18 protein-coding genes are annotated in these 22,525 nt (G+C 65.2%); 8 read left to right on the top strand and 10 right to left on the bottom strand.

What is annotated here, in order from left to right:
• Positions 1-102: 102 nt before the first annotated feature.
• The 3 genes from DNK89_RS03365 to DNK89_RS03355 all read right to left on the bottom strand — a co-directional run bounded on the left by DNK89_RS03365 (position 103) and on the right by DNK89_RS03355 (position 2,171).
• Positions 103-321: a hypothetical protein gene (locus DNK89_RS03365; protein WP_110958890.1), complete on the bottom strand. Its 219-nt coding sequence runs from the start codon at positions 319-321 to the stop codon at positions 103-105.
• Between the two features lie 183 nt (positions 322-504).
• On the bottom strand, positions 505-1,173 hold the full coding sequence (locus DNK89_RS03360) for a glutathione S-transferase (RefSeq protein WP_110958889.1): 669 nt from the start codon (positions 1,171-1,173) through the stop codon (positions 505-507).
• Entirely contained in the window at positions 1,170-2,171 is a 1,002-nt protein-coding gene (locus DNK89_RS03355) for a rhodanese-related sulfurtransferase (RefSeq protein WP_110958888.1), read from the bottom strand. Before DNK89_RS03355 ends, DNK89_RS03360 begins: the two co-directional genes overlap by 4 nt.
• Positions 2,172-2,262: 91 nt before the next feature.
• Here DNK89_RS03355 and DNK89_RS03350 point away from each other — a divergent pair, with 91 nt between their 5' ends.
• Positions 2,263-3,891, top strand: a complete 1,629-nt coding sequence (locus tag DNK89_RS03350; protein ID WP_110958887.1) for an HD family phosphohydrolase — start codon at positions 2,263-2,265, stop codon at positions 3,889-3,891.
• Between the two features lie 87 nt (positions 3,892-3,978).
• Here the strand turns inward: DNK89_RS03350 and DNK89_RS03345 are convergent, their stop codons facing one another.
• Positions 3,979-4,869, bottom strand: coding sequence for a LysR family transcriptional regulator (locus tag DNK89_RS03345; RefSeq protein WP_110958886.1), 891 nt, complete (start codon positions 4,867-4,869; stop codon positions 3,979-3,981).
• Positions 4,870-4,982: 113 nt separating this feature from the next.
• On the opposite strand from DNK89_RS03345, the gene bla reads away from it, so the two are divergent.
• Positions 4,983-5,897, top strand: coding sequence for a class A beta-lactamase (gene bla / locus DNK89_RS03340; protein ID WP_110958885.1), 915 nt, complete (start codon positions 4,983-4,985; stop codon positions 5,895-5,897).
• Here the strand turns inward: bla and argA are convergent.
• From argA to DNK89_RS03325, 4 genes are all read right to left on the bottom strand, one after another.
• Complete coding sequence (gene argA, locus DNK89_RS03335) at positions 5,894-7,240, bottom strand: amino-acid N-acetyltransferase (protein WP_110958884.1); 1,347 nt, start codon at positions 7,238-7,240, stop codon at positions 5,894-5,896. The two genes, bla and argA, sit on opposite strands and share 4 nt — an antisense overlap.
• Before the next feature lie 325 nt (positions 7,241-7,565).
• Complete coding sequence (locus DNK89_RS24985; RefSeq protein ID WP_370220854.1) at positions 7,566-7,889, bottom strand: hypothetical protein; 324 nt, start codon at positions 7,887-7,889, stop codon at positions 7,566-7,568.
• Positions 7,783-9,660, bottom strand: coding sequence for an AAA family ATPase (locus DNK89_RS03330; protein WP_370220852.1), 1,878 nt, complete (start codon positions 9,658-9,660; stop codon positions 7,783-7,785). The genes DNK89_RS24985 and DNK89_RS03330 overlap by 107 nt, the downstream gene beginning before the upstream one ends.
• 1 nt (position 9,661) lies before the next feature.
• Positions 9,662-9,907 (bottom strand): hypothetical protein, encoded by a 246-nt coding sequence (locus DNK89_RS03325; RefSeq protein WP_110959177.1) that lies wholly within the window; start codon positions 9,905-9,907, stop codon positions 9,662-9,664.
• A 359-nt stretch (positions 9,908-10,266) separates the two neighbouring features.
• Here DNK89_RS03325 and hrpA point away from each other — a divergent pair, with 359 nt between their 5' ends.
• A complete protein-coding gene (gene hrpA / locus DNK89_RS03320) occupies positions 10,267-14,397 on the top strand; it encodes an ATP-dependent RNA helicase HrpA (RefSeq protein WP_370220850.1) in 4,131 nt (1,376 codons plus the stop codon).
• Positions 14,398-14,491: 94 nt separating this feature from the next.
• Here the strand turns inward: hrpA and DNK89_RS03315 are convergent, their stop codons facing one another.
• Positions 14,492-14,848: a hypothetical protein gene (locus DNK89_RS03315; protein WP_110958883.1), complete on the bottom strand. Its 357-nt coding sequence runs from the start codon at positions 14,846-14,848 to the stop codon at positions 14,492-14,494.
• Between the two features lie 269 nt (positions 14,849-15,117).
• Here DNK89_RS03315 and DNK89_RS03310 point away from each other — a divergent pair, with 269 nt between their 5' ends.
• Positions 15,118-16,803: a long-chain fatty acid--CoA ligase gene (locus DNK89_RS03310; RefSeq protein WP_110958882.1), complete on the top strand. Its 1,686-nt coding sequence runs from the start codon at positions 15,118-15,120 to the stop codon at positions 16,801-16,803.
• Positions 16,804-16,888: 85 nt separating this feature from the next.
• Here the strand turns inward: DNK89_RS03310 and DNK89_RS03305 are convergent, their stop codons facing one another.
• Positions 16,889-17,263 (bottom strand): PilZ domain-containing protein, encoded by a 375-nt coding sequence (locus tag DNK89_RS03305; RefSeq protein WP_110958881.1) that lies wholly within the window; start codon positions 17,261-17,263, stop codon positions 16,889-16,891.
• Between the two features lie 124 nt (positions 17,264-17,387).
• On the opposite strand from DNK89_RS03305, the gene DNK89_RS24950 reads away from it, so the two are divergent.
• The 4 genes from DNK89_RS24950 to DNK89_RS03285 all read left to right on the top strand — a co-directional run bounded on the left by DNK89_RS24950 (position 17,388) and on the right by DNK89_RS03285 (position 22,468).
• Complete coding sequence (locus DNK89_RS24950; RefSeq protein WP_304546298.1) at positions 17,388-20,348, top strand: EAL domain-containing protein; 2,961 nt, start codon at positions 17,388-17,390, stop codon at positions 20,346-20,348.
• 224 nt (positions 20,349-20,572) lie between these two features.
• Positions 20,573-21,058, top strand: a complete 486-nt coding sequence (locus tag DNK89_RS03295) for a hypothetical protein (protein ID WP_110958880.1) — start codon at positions 20,573-20,575, stop codon at positions 21,056-21,058.
• 72 nt (positions 21,059-21,130) lie between these two features.
• On the top strand, positions 21,131-21,910 hold the full coding sequence (locus DNK89_RS03290) for a 2OG-Fe dioxygenase family protein (protein ID WP_110958879.1): 780 nt from the start codon (positions 21,131-21,133) through the stop codon (positions 21,908-21,910).
• A 120-nt stretch (positions 21,911-22,030) separates the two neighbouring features.
• Complete coding sequence (locus DNK89_RS03285; protein WP_056067661.1) at positions 22,031-22,468, top strand: universal stress protein; 438 nt, start codon at positions 22,031-22,033, stop codon at positions 22,466-22,468.
• Positions 22,469-22,525 lie beyond the last annotated feature (57 nt).

Below are 22,525 nucleotides of genomic sequence, written 5' to 3'. Positions count from 1 at the left end.
TTCCCCAAAAAGCGCTCTACGGAGCGCTTTTTTCATGGTGGAAGGTTTTCAAACACCGGGCTCTCTGCGGTGGGAGACGCCTCCGCCGGCATTCGCTTGCAACTAGCCTAGCACCACACCCTCTGCATCCAGCGACGGCGGGCGCAACAGGTCCTCGTTGATGCCCATGGTCTGGCTGGCGCGTTCCACGGCTTGCCACAGTGGCGCTGGCATTTGCAGTATCTCTTCCGGCGAGGTGCAGCGCGCGATCCAGGCGCTGATTTGCAGGTGCTGCTCGTGGGTGAGCAGGTCCAGGTTCAACATTTCGTCGATGATTTTCATGCAGCGGTAATGGGTCGAGGGGGCTTGGGGTAGGGCTCTGCGCAGTGAAGCCCTGGGGAGGCTGCGCGGTGCATGAGGTGGAGAAGGCTGCTCCGTGGTGACCTTTGGTGCCACGGAGCGTGATGTACTTTGGAACAGATGGTGCCCAAGGCACCGATCTCAAGCAGATTCGGGACGGCGGCGTCAGCCGGGCATCCCGGTGCTGTGCGGGAATGGTACGCCTTGCGTTCCGTCCACCCAGGCGGGCAGTTTGGGCATCACCTGCTCAAACAGCGGGCTTGCCTGCCAGTGGGCCAGCCAGGCCTGCAAGCGCGGCCACGGTTGGGCACTCCACCAGCCGTCATCAATGCCGGCAAACTGCCGTACAAAGGGCGCAATGGCCATGTCGGCAAGGGCTACCCGGTTGCCGTACAGACAGGTATGGTGGGTCAGTCTTGTTTCCAGCGTTTGCAGCCAATCCACCGCCTGGGTGCGGGCCAGGGCGGGGTCGGCGTCGGGATAGCGGCTGGGGTATTTGCACCGGTCCAGCGCCTGCTTGAACGGGCCGTCGCATTCGGCAATCAGCGCCAGCATGTCCGCCATAGTGCCATCGCTGGGGCTGAGCCAGCCTTCCGGGTCGTGCTGCGCCAGGGCCCACAGCATGATGTCCAGGCTCTGCTCCAGCACCTGGCCGCCAGGGAGCACCAGCACGGGTACCGTGCCCTTGGGGGATGCTTGCAGCAGGCCCTGGGGCTTGTTCCTCAGCACCACCTCCCGCAGCTCGCACACCTGCCCACTCACGGCCAGCGCCAGGCGCGCACGCATGGCGTAGGGGCAACGACGGAACGAGTACAGGACGGGTAGGGCGGTCACGTTGTCCCATCCATGCCGTCGTCAGCGGCGTCTTTGGCCGCAGTGCGCGGGGGGCGGCCGGGTTGCTGCGCGCCGATGTGTTCTTGCCCGCGCTGCCGGGCCAACTGCATCTGCCGCTCACGCTCGGCCAGGGCGCGCTCCTGCTCGGGTGTGCGGGTGCCGTGGCAATAGGGGCAGCTCACGCCGGGCACATAGTGCGGCGACTGCAGTTCGGCCTCGCCCAGCGGCATGCGGCAGGAGCGGCACAGCTGGTGGTGGCCCGGAGCGAGGCCATGGCCTACCGACACACGTTCGTCGAAGACAAAACAGTCGCCGTGCCAGCGACTGTCTTCTTCGGGCACGGTTTCCAGGTATTTGAGGATGCCGCCTTCGAGGTGGTAAACCTCGTCAAAGCCTTGTGACTTGAGGAGTGCAGTGGACTTTTCGCAGCGGATGCCGCCGGTGCAGAACATGGCGACTTTGGGCTTGTCCGCCAGCACGCCACCGGGTTGTTTTTCTTTGTCGACCCAGGCCGGAAACTCTGCAAAGGTCTGCGTGCGTGGGTTGATGGCGCGCTCAAACGTGCCGATGCCCACTTCGTATTCGTTGCGTGTGTCTACCACCACCACGCCCGGGTCGTCGATGAGGGCGTTCCAGTCCTCGGGCTTCACATAGGTGCCAGCGTTGCGCGCAGGGTTCAGGCCCGGCACGCCCAGGGTGACGATCTCGCGCTTGAGGCGCACGCGCATTCGGTAGAAGGGCATGCGCTCGGCCAGCGCCTCCTTGTGCTGCAGGGCGGCAAAGCGCGCGTCGCTGCGCAGCCACGCCAGCACGGCGTGCACACCCTGCAGTTCGCCCGCAATGGTGCCGTTGATCCCCTCGGGCGCCAGCAACAGCATCCCGCGCACGCCGTTCGCGTCACACAGGGTCTGCAGGGGCTCGCGCAGCGCCGCAAAGTCGGGCAGGTCCACAAACTGGTAAAGCGCGGCGGTGAGAAAGCGGGGTGTGACCGAGTCCACGAATTGGGCGTTTTTGAAACAGGAAGGGTGATGATAGCTGTCACCTTTCGTTACGATGCGGGGTTACCAACGCTGCTTGCAAGGTGGTCGCATGAGCAAGGAATCCACTCTCAATCTGTTCCGTCGGCTGGAGCAGCTCAACGGCATCGGCGCCGCGCTTTCGCGCGAGCGGGACATTGACCGGCTGCTGGAGAACATCCTGGAGGCCGCCAAGACCATTACCGGCGCCGACGGCGGCACGCTCTACAGCGTGACGGATGACCAGTCGGCGCTCAAGTTTGAGATATTGCGCACCGACTCCCTCGGCATCCGCCTGGGTGGCACCACTGGCAAGCCCATCGACCTGCCGCTGTTACCCCTGCGCACGGCCGACGGCGGGCCCAATGATTCGCTGGTGGCGGCGCACGCGGCCATCCACGACCGCACGGTGAACATTGCCGATGCCTACAGCGCCGCAGGGTTTGATTTTTCGGGCACACGCGCGTTTGACCAGCGCACGGGCTACCGGTCACAGTCGTTCCTCACGGTGCCGATGAAGAACCACGACCTTGAACTCATCGGCGTGCTGCAGCTCATCAATGCGCGCGACCCGGACACGGGCGAGGTCATCACCTTCTCGCAGGCCGACCAGAGCCTGGCCGAGTCGCTGGCTTCGCAGGCGGCCATTGCGCTGACCAACCGGCTGCTCATCACGCAGCTGGAGCGCCTGTTCGAGTCGTTCGTGAACCTGATCAACCTGGCCATCGACGAAAAATCGCCCTACACCGGCGGCCACTGCCAGCGCGTGCCCGCCCTCACGATGATGCTGGCCGAGGCTGTGGATGCCACCCGCGAAGGGCCGTTGGCCGCGTTCAAGATGAGCGACCGCGACCGCTACGAGCTCAAGATGGCGGGCCTGCTGCACGACTGCGGCAAGATCACCACGCCTGTGCACGTGGTGGACAAGGCCACCAAGCTGCAGACCATCTACGACCGTATCGGCCTGGTGGACACGCGGTTTGAAGTGCTCAAGCGCGATGCCGAACTGGCTGCGCTGCGCCGCCAGCTGGCGCTGCGTCCGGTGGTGGATGCGCGGGCTGAAGGCCAGGAGCTGCAGGCCCTGCAGCACGAGATCCATGCGCTGGAGGAAGACCGCGAGTTTCTGCGCCGCAGCAACACCGGCACCGAGGCCATGCGCCCCGAAGACCAGCAGCGCGTGCGCGACATCGCCGCCATGCGCCACTGGCGCAACCCGCAGGGTGTGCAGACGAGCTTTTTGACGGGGGAGGAGGTGGAGAACCTCACCATCCGCTCCGGCACGCTGAACCAGGCCGAGCGCGACACCATCAACTACCACATCGTCGCCACCATCAAGATGCTGGAGACGCTGCCCTGGCCGCGCCACCTCCAGAACGTGCCCGAATACGCTGGGGGCCACCACGAACGCATGGACGGCAAGGGCTATCCGCGTGGCCTCACGCGCCAGCAGATGTCGCTGCAGGCCCGCATGATGGGCATTGCCGACATCTTTGAGGCGCTGACGGCCGCAGACAGGCCCTACAAGAGTGGCATGACCCTGTCGCAGGCGCTGGCCATCATGTGCAGGATGCGAGACAACGGGCACATTGACCCCGACCTGTTCGAGGTGTTTGTGCGCGAAGGGGTGTACCTGCGCTACGGCCAGCAGTTTCTGGATGCGGGGCAGGTGGACGGGGTGGATGTGGCGGCGATGGGGTTTTGACACCGCTGCACCCCGTGCATCACGGCGTACGTTTGCTATGTAATTGATAGCTTCTGGCGCATGATCCACTAGCGCTACCGGCCAAAATCATCCCAATTCTTCAGCCCCGGCACTCACTGTGACGCTGGCCTGTGACATCAGCCAGTCCCGGAACGCTGCCATGGCCCCCGTGGTGGTGCGCGATTGCAAGCGGGTCAGCCAGTAGGCACCCCGGTGCAGCTCTTGCGCAAAGGGCTGCGCCAGGCGGCCCTGCTGCAGTTCGCGCGCGAACATCTTCACTGGCAACAGTGCCATGCCCGCGCCCTGCGCCGCCGCCTCGGCCAGCGTCAGGGACGAGTCGAACACCGCGCCACGCACCACGGGGCATGGCGCACCCGCAGCCTCGAACCAGGCCGTCCATTCGTCGGTGCGGTAGCTGCGCAGCAAGGGCTGGCGCGCCAGGTCGGCCATCGTGCGCAGGCCGTGGGCCAAGGCGGGCGAGCACATCACGGACATGGGCGCATCCATGATGCGGTCTGCCTGCGTGCCGTGCCAGGCACCGTCGCCAAAGCGGATGGCGTAGTCCAGCCCTTCGCCTGCCATGTCCACCCGGTTGTTGTGCGTGAGCAGGCGCAGGTCCACAAAGGGGCAGGTCTGCTGAAAGTCGCGCAACCGGGGTAGCAGCCAGCCCACCGCGAAGGTGCCCACGGCGCCCACGGTCAGCACCTCGCGCGGCCGGGTGTCGCCCAGCTTCTCCAGGGCGCGCTGCAGGTTACCAAACGATTCCACCACCACAGGCAGCAGGGCCTGGCCTTCGTCCGTCAGCGCCAGGCCGCGTGGCAGGCGGCGGAACAGCGGCTTGCCCAGACGGTCCTCCAGCTTGCGGATGTGCTGGCTCACGGCGGTCTGGGTCACGTGCAGCTCCTGGGCGGCGCGCGTGAGGTTCAGGTGGCGGGCCGAGGCCTCGAAGGCCCGCAGGGCGTTGAGCGGCAGGTGCATATTGCCAAAAGGTCAAAGTTTTTCTTGGGGCTTTTGGCAATTATTGTCGATGGTGCTGGGGGCTGAACCTCCGTATCGTTCGGGCCTTGTTCCCCACTACGCTTTCAATCGATATGAAAAGAAGACAGTTTTCCTTGGGTTTGATGGCCGCCACGGCCATGCCTTTATGGGGTTGTGCAGCTGCCAGCAACTCAGACCGCCGCGAGCAGACCGCCAGCGCATGGAACGATGCCCTCGCCAGCATCGAACGCGCCGCCCAGGGCCGCCTGGGCGTGGCCATGCTCGATACCGGGTCGGGCCTGGCGCTGGGCTGGCGGCAAGACGAGCGGTTTGCCATGGCCAGCACGTTCAAGCTGGTGCTCGCCGGCTGGATGCTGGCTTTGGTGGACCAGGGCAAAGAGCGGTTGGAAGCGCGCGTGCACTACCCGGCCACCGACGTGGTGGCGTACTCGCCCGTCAGCGGCCCGCGCGCGGGCGATGGTGGCGGCCTGACGGTGGGTGAGCTGTGCTCTGCCACAGTCAGCCTGAGCGACAACACCGCTGCCAATGTGCTGCTGGCCCGCCATGGCGGGCCGGCCGGGTTCACCGCGTTCGTGCGTTCGCTGGGTGACGAGGTCACGCGGCTGGACCGCACCGAGCCCACGCTGAATGAGGCTGCCGTGGGCGACCCGCGTGACACCACCACGCCGCTGGCCATGCTGCAGACCATGCAAAAGCTGGTGCTGGGCAACGCGCTCAGCCCCACGTCCCGGGCCTGGCTGCAGCGCTGGCTGGTGGAGACCAGCACGGGCGACAAACGCCTGCGCGCCGGTGTGCCGGGCTGGAAGGTGGGCGACAAGACGGGCACGGCGGGCGACAGCGGCACGGCCAACGACATCGGCGTGCTGTGGCCGCAGGGCGGCGGCGCGCCGGTGCTGGTGACCTGCTACCTCACGCGTTCCATGGCGTCGCCCGAGCAGCGGGATGCGGCGATTGCCCGAGTGGCGCGCGCCGTGGCGGCCGCACGCGAGACTTTCACCCGTGCTTAGAGCTTCTTGACCAGCACCTGGCTCTTGCGGTCCCAGTTGTACTTGCGCTTGCGGGCGTCGGGCAGCCAGTCAGGGTCCACGGGCGAGAAGCCGCGCTTGATGAACCAGTGCATGGTGCGGGTGGTCAGCACAAAAATGCTGTCCAGCCCTAGCAAGCGTGCACGCTGCTCGATGCGCTTGAGCAGCTTTTCGCCGTCGCCTGTGCCCTGGCTTTGCGGCGATACCGTCACGGCGGCCATCTCCGCCGTCTTGGCCTCGGGGTAGGGGTAGAGCGCGGCGCAGCCAAAGATCACGCCGTCGTGTTCGATGATGGTGTAGGTGGCGATGTCCCGCTCGATCTCGGTGCGGTCACGTTTGACCAGGGTGCCGTCCTTCTCGAAGGGTTCGATCAGCTGCAGGATGCCGCCTACGTCGTCAATAGTGGCCTCGCGCAGCTCTTCCAGCTTTTCGTCAATGACCATAGTGCCGATGCCGTCGTGCACATACACCTCCAGCAGCAGCGAGCCATCCACCGCAAACGGCAGGATGTGGCTGCGCTCCACGCCGGCTTTGCAGGCCTTCACGCAGTGCTGCAGGTAAAAGCCCGTGTCGGTGGGCTGCTGGGCGGGCGGCAACTGGGCCAGCAGGGCCTGCGCGTCGGCCAGCGGCAGCTCGGTGTCAATGGGGTTGTCGTCGCTCTCGGGCTCGGTGGGCGACATGCGGATGCCCTGCACCTCGGTCAAAAAGATCAGCTTGTCGGCCCGCAACTCAATGGCGACGCTGGTGGCCACTTCTTCCATGCTCAGGTTGAAGGCCTCACCCGTGGGCGAGAAGCCAAACGGCGACAGCAGCACCAGCGCGCCCATGTCCAGCGTGCGCTGGATGCCCGCCACGTCCACCTTGCGCACCAGGCCCGAGTGCTGAAAGTCCACCCCATCCACAATGCCCACGGGCCGCGCCGTGAGGAAGTTGCCCGAAATCACCCGCACCGTGGCGCCCGCCATGGGCGTGTTGGGCAGGCCCTGGCTGAAGGCGGCTTCGATCTCGTAGCGCAGCTGCCCGGCGGCCTCCTGCGCACAGTCCAGCGCCACAGAGTCCGTGATGCGGATGCCATGCGAATATTTGGCCGCATGGCCCTTGGCCGCCAGCTGCTCATTCACCTGTGGGCGAAAGCCGTGCACCAGCACGATCTTCACGCCCATGGCCTGGATCAGTGCCAGGTCTTGCGCAATGCTGTGCAGCTTGCCGGCCGCAATCGCCTCACCCGTCAGCCCGATCACAAACGTCTGGTTGCGGAACTTGTGGATGTACGGCGCCACCGAGCGGAACCAGGGGACGAAGGTGAAGTTGAAAACGGCGGACATGGAGGAGGGCGGTTGGGACGGTGGTGGTAATGCGCGAGGTGCGAATGATAAGTGTCCTTAGGGACCGGGTGCCGGGATTTGCACGCTCAGCCAGGGTGAGCCTGGAACAGCGCCGCGACGCGGCGGCGCCAGCGTTCGGCATCTTCCCGCCGGTCAAACCCACCCAGCTGCATGGGGCGCTCGCCACGCGCTGTCAGGCGCAGCACATAGTGGGGCGCGTCTTCCGAGGCGCATCGGCACCGAGATGTGCTCGGCGTAGTGCAGCCCGTCGCTGGACTCGGAAAACCCGCTGGCCATGTCGATCTTTCGTCTCTCGTGCTGGGTGTCACACCAGCTGAGGTGCAGCGGACGCCGGCCCGCGTGCGCGAAACGCGCTGAGTTTGGCACCAAACGGCTCCAGCACCAGGCCTTCTTCGGGCAGGGTGCCTGCAGCGTCCGAGGGTGGGGCCAGCGCAATGCCGCAGCCTTGCAGCAGCGCCACCATCTCCGCGGGGGCGATGGTGCCATGTGCCAGCAACGCGTCCACGGTGCGCCCCAGTGCCTCATGGTGCGTGGTCAGCAGCGCCTGGGCGCGCTGGTATTGCTGCCGCATCAGCGCCTCGATGGCTTCGTTGCTGGGGCCGATGTCGGTGTTGACGTGGTTGTCCATCTCCACGGTGACATCGATGCGGGCCAGCCGCGCGCCAAAGCCATGGTGGCGGATGTAGCGCGCCGCTTCGGCCGTCACCTGCTTGAAGTCCTGCTCGGCCCCGCCCGGTGGTGCAGGCCATTTCGCCAAACACCAGCTCCTCTGCCACGCGGCCTGCCAGGCCCACGCACATCATGTCGAGCGCGTTCTGGCGCGTGGTGGCCTTGAGGCTGGAAAAGCTGTTGTACCCGCCCTCGAACGAGGCGATATTGATCTTCACCTCTTGCGGAGCGTGCCCGAACAACACGCAGTAGGCCAACCCATGGCCCGCCTCATGCACCGCCAGCAGGGCCCGAAAGTCTGCATTGGCCCGCTGCTTGATCCGGTTCAGCTCCAGCGTCACTGCAAACGCGGCCTGTACGGGGCCCGAAGGCCCCTGGCCCGACACCAGCAGGTGGCGCTTGTCGGGCGCCAGGTGAATGGCGAACTCTTGCTCCAGTGAAAGCTGCTCTTGCACCACCCACAACGCGGCGTTGACCAGATTGGCGCTTAGGATCGCGTGCACTGACGAGAACAGTGGCCGCGTGCCCTGCGCAGGGAACACGGCGTTGGCATACAACTCGCTCAGCACATCCTGCCCGATGGCAAACCGCACACCACACTGAGCGGCGATATCGTCCACATAGCGGGTGCACAGGTTATGGATGAGGCGCTCATACGTCGCCTTGCTGAACGACGGGTAGACCACATGTTCATTGCCCAGCCGGGCGATCTGCTCGGGCTTGAAGCGTTCTCCCAGCGCCTTCTTCACATCGATGAGCGAGAGTTTGCGCGTCAGGCGGTGAAAGATGTCGGCATCGGTGTCGCAGTCTTCCACGCGTTGTGCGGTCTCGTGGTACATCTCGTCGAGGTTGCCGCACACAAACACCAGCAGCTTGCTGTAGTCGGTCTCCCAGGCATGGCTGGACTGCTGAAAGCTGGCAAACAGCGCCTGCACCTTGGCGGGCGGCCACTGCATGATGACGGACAGCGGCTCCTGCAGCTTCAGCATGCGCTTGAGTTCTTGCGCATCCCAGGCGTCCAGCTGAAAACGGTAGGGCTTTTTGCCTGCGCGGTCGTCGTCATCTTCGGCGCGTTCGGCCTCGTAGTGCGCATCGGCAAGCTTGCGCTCGATGTTGGACAGCGCGCTCAAGGCTGGCGGCAGGCGCCCGTCGGACAGCAGCGTCCAAACGTCCTGGTAGCGCTCCACCTTCACGTCGGCGCCCTTGGTGTCCACGGTGCGAAAGCGCTGGAACTCGTCCAGCACCAGGATGCCCGGCATGCCTTCGTGGATTCCCGAGTCGCCCAGCATGCCGGAGATGGACGAGCTGCGGTAGCTCGCGCCGTGGCTGAAGCCGTCCATCTGCACTTCCACAAACCGATCGTAAAAGCCCAGCAGCTGGGCCAGCCGCCGCGTGAGCTGCGTCTTGCCCGTGCCGGTCAGGCCCCACAGGCAGACGATGACCGGCCGGGTGATGAGCTGTGGCAGCACATACCAGGCGCGGATGGCATTGATCACACGGTCGATCACGTCGTCGATGCCGAACAGCTCGGCTTTCAGTTGCAACGCCGCGTGGGCCAAAGCCTGCTGGCGCTGGGCCAGCTCTGCGCTGCTGGCAAGCACCGTGGAAGGCCTGACTGCGTGGGCACGCACGGGTGTGGGGTGCACCGCTTGCGTTGGCGCACCGGCCAGCGCCGGATGCGGGGTGGGATGCCGCTGGTGTGGCGGCATCGGGTTGTTGAAGGGATTCATGTCAATCGTTCAAAAAGGGGTTCTGGATCGCCTTGCGCAGGGCGACGTTGTCCGCACGGCGCTGGGCCCCACGGGTTCGGATGTGCTTGCCTGCCGCGCTGGACAGGCTGCGTTGGGCCATTGCGGCGGCCACAGGGTTTCGGGGCGGGCCCGAGGCTTCGAGCTTCAGCACCAGGGGCTGCTTCATGCGACGCAGCTTCTTAATTTCACCCTGGGCGAAGGCCCGAGACAGTTTTTTGGCACTCATGGTGTGCACGTACTCCACAAACAAAAAACCCCGGCGATGGAGCCAGGGCTTGCGGAGCGCGTGAAAGAGTGCGCAGGTGCAATTGCCATGGCTGAACTGTGTGTGCACAGTCCAGCCGGGGCGGTGGACTGTGGTCAGACGGGTGCGGCGTAAAGGGCAGACATGTCGGGGACCTCCAGGGGTTCGTTCGAGCCGCGCGCCGAGGGTGGCGCTGAACAGGGGCTTGCGAAGAATGGGCGCGATTTTGGCGGCGCTGGCGGGCTTTGGCAACGAAAAGCGCTGAAAACGCGGCGAAATGTCGTACCAAAAGCACAGATGCAGCGCAGGGGGCAGGGTGCTGCTATCGATAATGCGGGCCTATGTCTTCTTCTGATCCGCGTCTGCCTGCTTCGTCCCGCGTTCCTGCTCCTACACCCGAACCTGCACCTGCACCTGCACCTGCACCTGCACCTGCCGCGCCGCCAGCGCCGCTGCGCATCACGTTCCCCGAGTCGTTGCCGGTGTCGGGCAAGCGCGACGAGATCATGGAGGCCATCAACAAGCACCAGGTGATCATCGTGTGCGGTGAAACGGGGTCGGGCAAGACCACCCAGCTGCCCAAGATCGCGCTGGCGCTGGGCCGTGGTAAGTGCAATGCCAAGCCGGGACAGAAAGGGCAGCTGATTGGCCACACCCAGCCACGCCGCATTGCGGCCAGCAGCGTGGCCAAGCGCATTGCCGAAGAGCTGAACACGCCGCTTGGCGACGTGGTGGGCTTCAAGGTGCGGTTCCAGGACCGCTTGAGCCGCGATGCGTCCGTCAAGCTGATGACCGACGGCATCTTGCTGGCCGAGACGCAGACCGACCCCCTGCTCAGGGCCTACGACACCATCATCATCGACGAGGCGCACGAGCGCAGCCTCAACATCGACTTTCTGCTGGGCTACATCCGCCAGATCCTGCCGCGCCGGCCGGACCTGAAGGTCATCGTCACGTCGGCCACGATTGATGCGGACCGGTTTGCCAAGCACTTTGAAAGCGCCAAGGGCCCGGCCCCCGTCATCATGGTGTCGGGCCGCACCTTTCCGGTGGAGCAGCGCTACCGCCCGTTTGAAGAGAGCCGCGACTATGGTTTGAACGAGGCCATTGCCGATGGCGTGGACGAGCTGTGGCAGGGCAATGCGGCGGGCGACATCCTGGTCTTTTTGCCCGGCGAGCGCGAGATCCGCGAGGCTGCCGACCACTTGCGTAAGCACCTGTCGCACCATCCCGTGATGCGCAATGCCGAGGTACTGCCGCTGTTCGCGCGCCTCAGTCAGGCCGAGCAGGACCGCATCTTTGACGGCCACACGGGCCGGCGCATCGTGCTGGCCACCAACGTGGCGGAGACCTCGCTCACCGTGCCGGGCATCCGCTACGTGGTTGATGCAGGCACAGCGCGCGTCAAGCGCTATTCTTTCCGTAGCAAGGTGGAGCAATTGCTGGTGGAGCCCATCAGCCAGGCCGCCGCCAACCAACGGTCCGGCCGCTGCGGGCGCGTAGCCAACGGCATCAGCATCCGCCTGTATGACGAGGCGGACTTCAACAGCCGCCCGCGCTTTACGGACCCCGAGATTTTGCGCAGCTCGCTGGCCGGCGTCATCCTGCGCATGAAGTCGTTGCACCTGGGCGACGTCACGCAGTTTCCGTTCATCGAGGCGCCTTCGGGCCGCGCGATTGCCGACGGCTACCAGCTGCTGGCCGAGCTGGGCGCGGTGGACGACGCCAACGAGCTGACGCCCATGGGCGTGGAGCTGTCGCGATTGCCGCTGGACCCGCGCGTAGGCCGCATGATCATCGAGGCGCGCGACCGCAAGGCGCTGGACGAGGTGCTCATCATTGCCAGCGCCCTGAGCGTGCAGGACGTGCGCGACCGCCCCATGGAGGCACAACAGCAGGCCGACCAGGCGCACGCCAAATTCGACGACGACAAGAGCGAGTTCAGCGGCTACCTGAAGCTGTGGAAGTGGATCAACGAGGCCCGGGGCGGGGCGCCCAGCCTGCCGTCGGCCCGCGCACAGAAGGCCATGGCCGCGCAGAAGGCGCCTTCGCAGGCGTACCTGCCCGTGGAGCGGCGCGGCGGCGCGCCTGCAGCCGCTGCTGCAGCAGCAATACCTGCCGCCCCAGCCGCCACCCACAAACTCAGCAATCGCCAGTACGAGCAGCTGCTGCGCCAGAACTTCATCAGCATCCGCCGCTTGCGCGAGTGGCGCGACATCCACACCCAGCTGCTCACGGTGGTGACCGAGCACAAGTGGCAGATCAACACCCAACCCGCCAGCTACGAGCAACTGCACCTGTCCATGCTGGCCGGCCTACTGGGTAACGTCGGCTGCAAGAGTGACGAGGAGGACTGGTACCTGGGCGCGCGTGGCATCAAGTTCTACAAGCACCCGGGCGCGCACCTCAACAAGAAGCCCGGCCGCTGGATCATTGCGTCGGAGCTGGTCGAGACCACGCGCCTGTTCGGCCGGGGCATCGCTTCGATTGAGCCGCAGTGGCTGGAGCAGATCGGCGGCCACTTGCTGAAGAAGCAACTGCTGGACCCGCATTGGGAGAAGAAATCCGCCGAGGTCGTGGCGCTGGAGCGCGCCACGCTCTACGGCATCGTGGTCTACAACAACCGCCGCGTGAACTTTGGCAAGGTGGACCCGCACGCTGCGCGCGAGGTGTTCATCCGCGAAGCCCTGGTGGGCGGTAACTGGGAGACGCGCCTGCCGTTTTTGGCTGCCAACCAGAAGATGATCGCCAAGGTGGAGGAGCTGGAGCACAAGTCTCGCCGCCAGGATGTGCTGGTGGACGACGAACTCATCTACGCCTTCTACGACCAGCAGCTGCCGCCTGAGGTGTGCAGCGGCCATAGCTTTGAGGCTTGGTACCGTGAAGAAAGCAAAAAGCAACCCGACCTGCTCAAGCTCACCCGCGAAGAGCTGATGCGCCACGAGGCTGCAGGCATCACCACCAACGCGTTTCCCAAGACGGTGCGGCTGGGCGGTGTGGACTGCGCTGCGAGCTATCTGCACGAGCCCGGCGATGCGCGCGACGGCATCACGGTGACCATCCCGCTCTTTGTGCTCAACCAGGTGAGCGAAGAGCGCTGCGAATGGCTGGTGCCGGGCATGCTCAAGGACAAGATCCAGGCCCTGCTCAAAAGCCTGCCTCAGCGCCCGCGCAGCCGCTTTGTGCCACTGCCCGAATCCGCCACGCGCCTGGCCGAGCTGCTGGGTGCGCCCGAGCGCTTTGGCACCGGCAGCCTGACCGATGTGCTGCTCAAGCAGGTGCGCGACGAGACATCCCTGGACGTGAAACGCGCCGACTTCAAGCTCGACATGCTCAGCCCGCACCTGTTCATGAACTTCCGCGTGGTGGACGAACATGGCCGTCAGTTGGGCCATGGTCGCAACCTGGGCGCGCTGAAGGCGGAGTGGGGCGCAAAGGCGCGGGGGGCCTTCCAGGCGCTGGCGGGGCTCAAATTGGGCAGTACAGCCGCCGATACAGCGGCTTTGAAGCAAAAAGCGCCGCAAGCGCTAGAGAATCATGCCCAAGGTGCTATCAAATCAGGAGTAAATGGTGCACCCCCTGCCGCCGTCAAGCCTGCCAGCGCGCCCCCATCGGCACCCGCTGGCCAACGCTACACCACCTGGACGTTTGGCGAGTTGCCCGAACTGATGGAAATCAGAAAGGGCGGCCAGACGCTCATCGGCTTTCCGGCCCTCATCGATGGCGGCGACGCTGTGACCATCGAGGTCTTCGACGAGCCCGAGGTGGCCGCCGCCAAACACCGCGCCGGCCTGCGCCGCCTGTTTGCGCTGCAGATCAAGGACGCGCTCAAGTACCTGGAAAAGAACATCCCCGACCTGCAGAAGATGGCCGTGGCCTACATGCCCCTGGGCACGCAGGAAGAGCTGCGCACCCAGATCATCGATGTGGCGCTGGACCGCGCCTTCTTGCTCGACCCGCTGCCCACCGACGAGTTCGCCTTCAAGCGCCGCGTGGAGGAAGGCCGGGGCCGCCTCACGCTGATCGCTAACGAGGTGGCCCGCCTGGCCGCCACCATCCTCACCGAATACGCCGCCGCTGCCCGCAAGATCAAGGACACCAAAAACGCGCCCGAGGCCACGGCCGACGCGCAACAACAGCTGCAACGCCTGGTGCCCAAGAACTTCATCGCCGTGGCTCCCTGGGCGCAACTGGCGCACTACGCTCGCTACCTCAAGGCCATCACCCTACGGCTGGACAAGTACCGAGCCGACCCCGCCCGCGACGCCGCCAAGCTGGCCGAACTGCGCCCGCAAGAGCAGCGCTACTGGCGCCTGGTGGCCGAGCGCAAGGGTGCGGTGGATGCGCGCATGCAAGAGCTGCGCTGGCTGCTGGAGGAACTGCGCGTGAGCTTCTTTGCGCAAGAGCTGCGCACGCCGCAGCCGGTGAGCGTGAAGCGGCTGGACAAGCTGTGGGCGCAGATTCAAAGTTGAACGCGCTGCCGGTCCGCGGGTACCGCGCCCGGCTGCGATATGCGATGTGATGTGGCACCTCAGGCAGCACGACTCCGACAGTGGCCTGCAGACGTCAGGGCCGTGTCCAGAGCTTGAAGGTCACGTACATGGCATACGCCAGCGCAACCACCATCCACACCACGAAAAACAGGTTCGCCCAATATTTGTCAGCATGCTCGGCCAGCGTGTAGATCTGCCCAGCGCAGCCCTTGCCAACGCACGGAATCTGGCGCAGAACCATCGCACGCAACGCTTCATAGAGCAGATAGCACCCGATCCCTGCCACGACCAGAAAGCTGAAAGGCCCCAGTGGTGATTTTGTGTACTCGCCGCTGTCGTCCCGTGGGCCCTGGCGCAGTAGATTTTGCCCGTAGCGGTACCAGACGTATCCGACGAGCAGCATCAATGCGTAGTACAGGGCTGTGAGCATGCTTTGCAGAGTGTGATTCGGTAGGTTGAGGGCGGGGCGACGTCGGCCTTCGTGCGGCAACTGGCTGAATGAACGCGTGGACCCAGCACTGCTGCCTTCCGGCGATCTTAGCGGCAAGGCATTTGGTAACCACTTGTTTGCGCCGACAGCGTGTTACGTCTGCGCGCCATGGTGCAACGGTCACCTGCGCGACCATGCATCAGTGGCATCCCCAATGTCCTCGGGCGCCATGCGACCTAGGCTGGTGGCTTCTAAGGAAATCCAGCCCCATGCGACCTCACTACAAGTTCTGGCCCCGCCGTCTTCCCCATGCCATCACGCTGCCTGCCACCTCGCTGTGGGACAACCTGGCGACCAATGCACGTCGCTACCCCGACAAGGCGGCGTTGGTGTTTTTCGGCACCACGTTCAGCTACCGGCAACTGATGGAAGGCGCGGAGCGCCTGGCTGCGCGGCTGGCCCAGTTGGGGGTGCAGCGTGGCGACCGGGTGGTGCTGTGCATGCAGAACTGTCCGCAGCTGGTGATGGCGCACTTTGCCATCCTTCGGGCCAACGCAGTGGTGGTGCCGGTCAATCCCATGAACCGGGCCGAGGAGCTCAAGCACTACATCACCGACCCCGACACCAAGGTGGCAATCACCACCGGCGATCTGGCCCCGGAGATGGCCAAGGCGAGCAACGCGTTGGCCGCTGGTGAGCGGCTGGCGCATCTGGTGGTCACGCAGTTCTCGGATGCGTTTGACGTGGGCGTGACCGGCATGGATGCGCCGCCCGAGGCGTGGATGGAATGGCTGGGCACACGCCACCCTTTGCCTGCGCTGGAGGGCGGGCAGGCCCACGCGTGGGTGGACGCCCTGGCTTGCACCGACGCACCCCCGGCCTTGTTGGTGGGCCCGACTGACCTGGCGCTGTTGCCCTACACCAGCGGCACCACGGGGCTCCCCAAGGGCTGCATGCACCTGCACAAAAGCATCATGCACAACGCCGTGGCCGCCAGCCTGTGGGGCAATGGGTCTGCCGACAATGTGACGCTGGCGGTGGTGCCCATGTTCCACATCACCGGCATGGTGAGCGTGATGCACACGTCCATTTACTGCGGCGCCACGCTGGTCATCATGCCCCGCTGGGACCGCGACCTGGCCGGGCGACTGATATCGCGTTACCAGGTCACCACCTGGACCAACATCCCCACCATGGTCATCGACCTGCTGGGCAGCCCGAACTTTGCTAGCTATGACCTGTCCAGCCTGGCCTATATCGGCGGGGGCGGCGCGGCGATGCCGCAGGCCGTGGCGCAGCGCCTGCTGGAGCAATATGGCCTGCGATACGCCGAAGGCTATGGCCTGACCGAAACGGCCGCTCCGTCGCACGCCAACCCGCCAGACCACCCCAAGCAGCAGTGCCTGGGCATTCCGTTCATGAGCACCGATGCGCGGGTGATCGACCCCGACACGTTGCAGGAACTGCCCGTGGGCGAGCAGGGCGAGATCATCATCCATGGCCCCGAGGTGTTCGAGGGCTACTGGAAGCGGCCCGATGCCACGGCATCGGCCTTCATCGAGTTCGAGGGCAAGCGGTTCTTCCGCTCAGGCGACCTGGGGCGCATGGACGAGGACGGCTACTTCTTCCTGACCGACCGGCTCAAGCGCATGATCAATGCCAGCGGTTTCAAGGTGTGGCCTGCCGAGGTAGAGGCGTTGATGTTCCGCCACCCTGCGATCCAGGAGGCTTGCATCATCGCTGCCAAGGACAGCTACCGGGGCGAGACGGTGAAGGCCGTGGTGGTACTGCGTGCCACGCACAAGGACACGACGGAGCAGCAGATCATCGACTGGTGCCGCGAGAACATGGCGGTGTACAAGGTGCCGCGCATCGTGCAGTTTGTGCCAGCGTTACCCAAGAGCGGCAGCGGCAAGGTGATGTGGCGGGCGCTGCAGGAGCAGGAAGCGCAGTGATCGGGCGGCACCGGCTGGTCTGACCGGCGCGCAAAGAGAAAAAGAGGCGCCGCTGCAGCAGTGGCGCCCGCGCTTGCTGCAGCCGTCAGTGCGCCGCGCTCGCCATCGTCAGTTCGCCCAGGTCCCGCTCCAGCAGGGCGGGGTCGCCCAGTTGCAGCTCGATCAGGCGGCGTAGGTGGGTGACGCTGTCCAGATCGATGCCCTTGCACAGCAGCCCGGTGTGCAGGCCCTGCACATGGGCCACCTCGGTGGACATGGCGATGTGGTTGCCCGTGTCGGCCAGGGGAATGGTCAGTTGGCACAACGTGCCTTGCCCCAATGCCGCCTGTGCAGGCACCATGATCAGCGCGCCCTTGAGAGACAGGTCCAGCACGTGCACGCTGAACGCAGCGGTGGCCGTGGTCAGCAGGGCCGGCGCATCAAAACCAACGCGGACGAAGTGGCGGCGTTCATGGGGCATCGCTGTCTCCTGGGCGGGGCGGGGGGTGGAACACATGCTAACCCAACCGGCGCATGGCAGTTAATTTTTGGAGGTTTTTGCAAGCATTCGTTACTATGGGTTCTCCATCACCAAGGGGGCCGGTGTGAAACCTGGCGTGAACTGGCTGGTGCGGCGCTGCGCCGTGTGGCTCAAAGGCATTGTGTGGGTGGCCGTATTGACGGCCAGCGCCAGCATTGCCTCCGCCCCGCGCGAGCTGCGTGTGGGGGTGTACTCCAACGAGCCCAAGGTGTTTGTGGATGCCGATGGCAAGGCTGCAGGCATTTTTGTGGACCTGCTGCAACTGGTGGCGGCCCGCGAGCAGTGGACCCTGAAATATGTGCATTGCAGCTGGCAGGACTGCCTGGATGCGCTGCGAGAGGGGCAACTGGACCTTATGCCCGACGTGGCCCGGTCGCCCGAGCGCGAGACCCTGTACGACTTTCACCGCCTGCCGGTGCTGCACAGCTGGTCGCAGATCTACCGGACGTCGGGAGCGCCCATCTATTCGCTGTTCGACCTGCAGGGCAAGCGGGTAGCGGTGCTCAAGGGCTCCGTGCAGCGGTCCACCTTCCTGAACATGGTGGACAGCTTTGGCATCCAGGTCTCTCTGGTGGATGCCCCTAGCCTCATCGAAGCGTTTGCCATGGTGCAGTGGGGCGAGGCCGATGCGGTCATCTCCAACCATCTGTTCGGCAACTTTCATTCGGCCCGCTACGGGGTGGTGGATACGGGCATTGTGTTCCAGCCCGCTGCGCTCTTCTTCGCAACCGGCCCCGGGCGCAACGCCGAGGTGCTGGCGGCCATCGACCGGTCGGTCGAGGCCTGGCGCAGCGGCGCCGATCCCGCCTATGCCCAGGTGATGCGCCATTGGGGCGGGCAAGACCCCGGGGGGCAGATTTCGCCCTGGGTGTGGCGTGGGCTTGCGGGCTTGGTGGCGTTCAGCTTACTGGCTGCGTTGATGGTTGCAATCTTGCGTCGGCAGGTGCAAGAGCGTACGCGCCACCTGCGGGAGAGCGAGCAAAAGCTCGCCACCATTCTGGACAGCGTGGGCGCGTTCATCTACATCAAGGGCAAGGACTATCGTTACCAATACGCCAACCACCACACGCGGCATTACTTTGGCAGGCCCGCACACGAGGTGCTGGGCCATGACGATGCGGCGTTTTTCGACGCAGCCACGGCGCAACGGCTGAGGGCCAATGACCGGCAGGTGCTGGAGGACGGCGAGACGCTGGAGGCTGAAGAAGTCAACACGCCCGCCGCCACGGGCGAGACACGCGCATTCCTGTCCATCAAGATACCGCTGCGCCATGCGGACGGCAGCATTTATGCGCTGTGCGGAATTTCCACCGATATCACCGAGCGCCGCAAGGCCGAAGAGTCACTGCAGATTGCGGCGACGGTGTTCGAGTCGTTCGAGGGCATGATCGTGACGGGGCCAGACCAGCGCATCCTCAAGGCCAACCAGGCCTACGCGCGGCTGACTGGCTACTCGGTGGATGAACTGGTGGGACAGACGCCGCGCCTGTTGCACTCGGGCCGGCAGGACGCGTCTTTTTACGCGGCCATGCAGAACACGTTGCACTCCAGCGGCATGTGGCAGGGCGAAGTGTGGAACCGGCGCAAGGACGGCACCGAATACCCGGCCTGGATCACCATCACCACCGTGCGTTCGCCGCGCGGCGAGATCACCCATTACGTGGGCACGCAGACAGACATCTCCAGCCGCAAGGCGGCCGAGGAGGAAATCCGCCTGTTGGCCTTCTACGACCCGCTCACCGGCCTGCCCAACCGCCGGCTGATGAATGACCGCCTGCAGCACAGCCTGGCTGCCTGCGCGCGCTCGGGGGCGGGCGGCGCGCTGCTGTTTGTGGATCTGGACAACTTCAAGGACCTGAACGACACCCAAGGGCACGAGCTGGGCGACCAGCTGCTGCGCCAGGTGGCTGCGCGACTGGGGGGCTGTGTGCGCATGGGGGACACCGTGGCACGCCTGGGAGGGGACGAGTTTGTGGTGTTGCTGGAGGGGCTCAGCCCCCAGGTTCACGAGGCCGCTGCCCAGGCCGAAACGGTGGGACGCACGGTGTTGCAGGCGCTCAGCCAGAGCTATCAGCTTGACGGCCACGCGCACCACAGCTCCTGCAGCATTGGCATCGCGCTGTATGCGGATGCGCGTGGTTCGGTGGACGAATTGCTCAAGCACGGCGACATGGCTATGTACCAGGCCAAGGGCGCTGGCCGCAACACCCTGCGGTTCTTTGATCCGCGCACCCAGGCCAACGTGACCGCGCGCACGCTGCTGGAGGCGGGTTTGCGCGACGGCCTGCGCGAAGGGCAATTCTTGTTGCACTACCAGGCGCAAATCCACCAGCAGCGCGGCATTGTGGGCGCCGAGGCCCTGGTGCGCTGGCAGCACCCGCAGCGCGGGCTGGTGTCGCCGGCCGAATTCATTCCGGTGGCCGAGGCTTCCGGCCTCATCGTGCCGCTGGGCGTGTGGATTCTGCGCACGGCCTGCCTGCAACTGGTGGAGTGGGCCCGCGACCCGCAGACAGCCCACTGGACCTTGGCCGTGAACGTGAGCGCCCGGCAGTTCCGCCACAGCCACTTTGTGGATGAAGTGCTGGGCGTGCTAGAAGAAACCGGCGCGAACCCGCGCCGGCTGAAGCTGGAGTTGACCGAGACCCTGCTGCTGGATGATGTGGAGGACACCATCCTGCGCATGGACACCCTGCGCGCGTCGGGCCTGGGCTTCTCGCTGGATGACTTTGGCACGGGCTATTCGAGCCTGAGCTATCTCAAACGCTTGCCGCTGGACCAGCTCAAGATCGACCAGAGCTTTGTGCGCGACCTGCTCACCGATGCCAATGACGCCAGCATCGCCCGTACCATCGTCACCCTGGCCCACAGTCTGGACCTGGGGGTGATTGCCGAGGGGGTCGAAACCCAGGAACAACGCGACATGCTGGCCAGTCTGGGTTGCCACACCTGGCAGGGCTACCTGTTCGGGCGCCCCGGGCCTGCCGATGCGCTGGTGCAGTCGGTGGCCAGCGCGACGAGTTGGTGACGCCTTTTTTGTCGGCAGGGTACCCTCCGCTGGGCGTTACCCATGGGCTGCCCATGGGTTGCCCACATTTGTCGCCAATGGCTGACATTGGGTAGCCTGTGAACGGTGTAAGGTAAGGCACGCCACGTGACCCAGCGTACGGCCGACCGTATGACTGACGCACGGCCTCCGTCACCCCGCATCTGTGTTCGTATGCAGGGTGGAGTAGCCCTCAGGAGCTTTCCATGAAAAACAATCTATTTCCCACGATCCGCCTTCTTGTTTCTGGCGCGGCTGCCGCCGTGCTGCTGGGCCTGGGCGGCGGCGCCCATGCGCAGGCCTATGTCAACGCCACCGTGGGGGGCGAACTGGCTCCCGGTGTGTATGGCCGCATCAACATTGGCAACGCGCCACCACCTCCTCTGCTTTACGCAGAGCCCGTCATCATCCAGCGCCCTGCGGTGGTGGTGCCCCGTGCGCCCATCTACATGTACGTGCCGCCCGGCCATGCCAAGAACTGGAGCAAGCATTGCGCACGCTACAACGCCTGCAGCCAGCCGGTGTATTTTGTGCAGGAGCCACCTCCCCGCCGCGGCAACCCGCACCGCGGGCCCCATGGCCGGGACGACCGCCGCTGGGAACATGACCATCGCCACGATGACCGCCATGACCACGATCGCGGTCCCGGGCGCGGAGAAGGCCGTGGCAAGGGCCACGGCCATCGGGACTGAGCCACCTGTATTTCGCCAGGTTTGCGCCCGCGCAGAGGAGGGGGCCGCACCAGCGGTTAAGCTCGGGCCCCTATGGCCCAAGTCTCCTTTTCTCCCCCTTTCACCCAACCGGCTGATGTTGCCAGCCAGTTGCGCCACAGCGGTTTTGCGGTGCTCAGCCCGGCCGCAGTGGCCGAGTGGGTCGGCTGTGATCTGTCGGCGCTTATGGCGCTCAATATCGATTGGGGCGCTCTTCCTCCCGATGAATTCCTGAAGGATGGTGGCCGCTACCGTCGCCGACGCCATGCCTGTTTTGTGCTGCAACAGGGCCAGATGCAGCAGGTGCCGCACCGTGCCCACTGGCAGCCCGTGGAGTACAACGCCCTGCACGGCGGCATGGAGCGCTGGTTTGCTCCCATGGAGCCCGCGACTGTGGCGCAGCCCGTGTGGCAGCAGTTGCTCGCCGCTCTGGCGGGCGTGTCGGACGCTGTGTTTGCCGGGCCGCAGGCGCCGGTGCCCTGGTTTGTCGAGGCGCACCAGTTCCGCATCGACACCACCGACGGCATCGGCCGCCCCACACCCGAAGGTGCTCACCGCGATGGCGTGGATCTGGTTGCCGTGTTTCTGGTGGGGCGCGAGGGCGTCAAGGGCGGTGAGACGCGGGTGTTCGAGGCCAATGGCCCTGCCGGACAACGCTTTACGCTGACCGAGCCCTGGTCCCTGCTGTTGCTGGACGATGCGCGCATGATCCACGAGTCCACGCCCATCCAGCCGCTGAAGGACGGTGGCTACCGCGACACCCTGGTGGTGACCTGCCGGCGGGGCAACTTCCAGGGGGCTGACGTGGTGGGGCAGGCGCCGTCCGGGGCTTGAACACTGCGGCAGAAGTGCATCCGATTTGATGCGAATCAAGATGCGGGGTATGGTGGCGGTTCACACTGGTCACTGTGGGGCCACAAGCCCGTCACACCATTCAACCCAAGGAGAAGCACCATGTTCAAGCACATTCTGGTTCCTGTCGACGGTTCCAAGACCTCCATGCTGGCCGTCTCCAAGGCCGCAGGCCTGGCCAAGACCTTTGGCAGCGCCGTCACTGCGGTGTATGTGATCGACCCGTATCCCTTCACCGGCGTGGGTGCCGACTTTGCCTACGGACAGGCCCAATACATCAGTGCCGCCACGGCCGAGGCCAATGCAGCGCTGGATGCCACCAAGCAGGCCATGGCCGATGCGGGTGTGCAGGTCACCACCGTGGTGGGGGAGGGTCATGCGGTGCACGACGGCATCCTGCGTGCGCTGGAGAGCACTGGCGCCGACCTCATCGTGATGGGCTCGCATGGCCGCCGTGGCCTGGAAAAGCTGGTGCTGGGCAGCGTCACGCAGCGTGTGCTGGGTGTGGTGCACATCCCTGTGCTGGTGGTGCGGGACTGAGCGTCCTTGCCCCATGCAAAAACGGCTCCTTTCGGAGCCGTTTTTTATTGCAGAGTG

Source organism: Acidovorax sp. ST3 (genome assembly GCF_003231145.1).
Taxonomy (GTDB): domain Bacteria; phylum Pseudomonadota; class Gammaproteobacteria; order Burkholderiales; family Burkholderiaceae_C; genus Acidovorax.
Note: the sequence above shows the minus strand (reverse complement) of the source record. Positions and strands in the feature narration are given on the sequence as shown.

What these genes read in the sequence shown, in the direction of transcription:
- DNK89_RS03365 (WP_110958890.1), bottom strand. Translation starts at nt 321, where the DNA reads ATGAAAATCATCGACGAAATGTTGAACCTGGACCTGCTCACCCACGAG.
- DNK89_RS03350 (WP_110958887.1), top strand. Translation starts at nt 2,263, where the DNA reads ATGAGCAAGGAATCCACTCTCAATCTGTTCCGTCGGCTGGAGCAGCTC.
- DNK89_RS03345 (WP_110958886.1), bottom strand. Translation starts at nt 4,869, where the DNA reads ATGCACCTGCCGCTCAACGCCCTGCGGGCCTTCGAGGCCTCGGCCCGC.
- bla (WP_110958885.1), top strand. Translation starts at nt 4,983, where the DNA reads ATGAAAAGAAGACAGTTTTCCTTGGGTTTGATGGCCGCCACGGCCATG.
- argA (WP_110958884.1), bottom strand. Translation starts at nt 7,240, where the DNA reads ATGTCCGCCGTTTTCAACTTCACCTTCGTCCCCTGGTTCCGCTCGGTG.
- DNK89_RS24985 (WP_370220854.1), bottom strand. Translation starts at nt 7,889, where the DNA reads ATGGACAACCACGTCAACACCGACATCGGCCCCAGCAACGAAGCCATC.
- DNK89_RS03330 (WP_370220852.1), bottom strand. Translation starts at nt 9,660, where the DNA reads ATGAATCCCTTCAACAACCCGATGCCGCCACACCAGCGGCATCCCACC.
- DNK89_RS03325 (WP_110959177.1), bottom strand. Translation starts at nt 9,907, where the DNA reads ATGAGTGCCAAAAAACTGTCTCGGGCCTTCGCCCAGGGTGAAATTAAG.
- hrpA (WP_370220850.1), top strand. Translation starts at nt 10,267, where the DNA reads ATGTCTTCTTCTGATCCGCGTCTGCCTGCTTCGTCCCGCGTTCCTGCT.
- DNK89_RS03315 (WP_110958883.1), bottom strand. Translation starts at nt 14,848, where the DNA reads ATGCTCACAGCCCTGTACTACGCATTGATGCTGCTCGTCGGATACGTC.
- DNK89_RS03310 (WP_110958882.1), top strand. Translation starts at nt 15,118, where the DNA reads ATGCGACCTCACTACAAGTTCTGGCCCCGCCGTCTTCCCCATGCCATC.
- DNK89_RS03305 (WP_110958881.1), bottom strand. Translation starts at nt 17,263, where the DNA reads ATGCCCCATGAACGCCGCCACTTCGTCCGCGTTGGTTTTGATGCGCCG.
- DNK89_RS03295 (WP_110958880.1), top strand. Translation starts at nt 20,573, where the DNA reads ATGAAAAACAATCTATTTCCCACGATCCGCCTTCTTGTTTCTGGCGCG.
- DNK89_RS03290 (WP_110958879.1), top strand. Translation starts at nt 21,131, where the DNA reads ATGGCCCAAGTCTCCTTTTCTCCCCCTTTCACCCAACCGGCTGATGTT.
- DNK89_RS03285 (WP_056067661.1), top strand. Translation starts at nt 22,031, where the DNA reads ATGTTCAAGCACATTCTGGTTCCTGTCGACGGTTCCAAGACCTCCATG.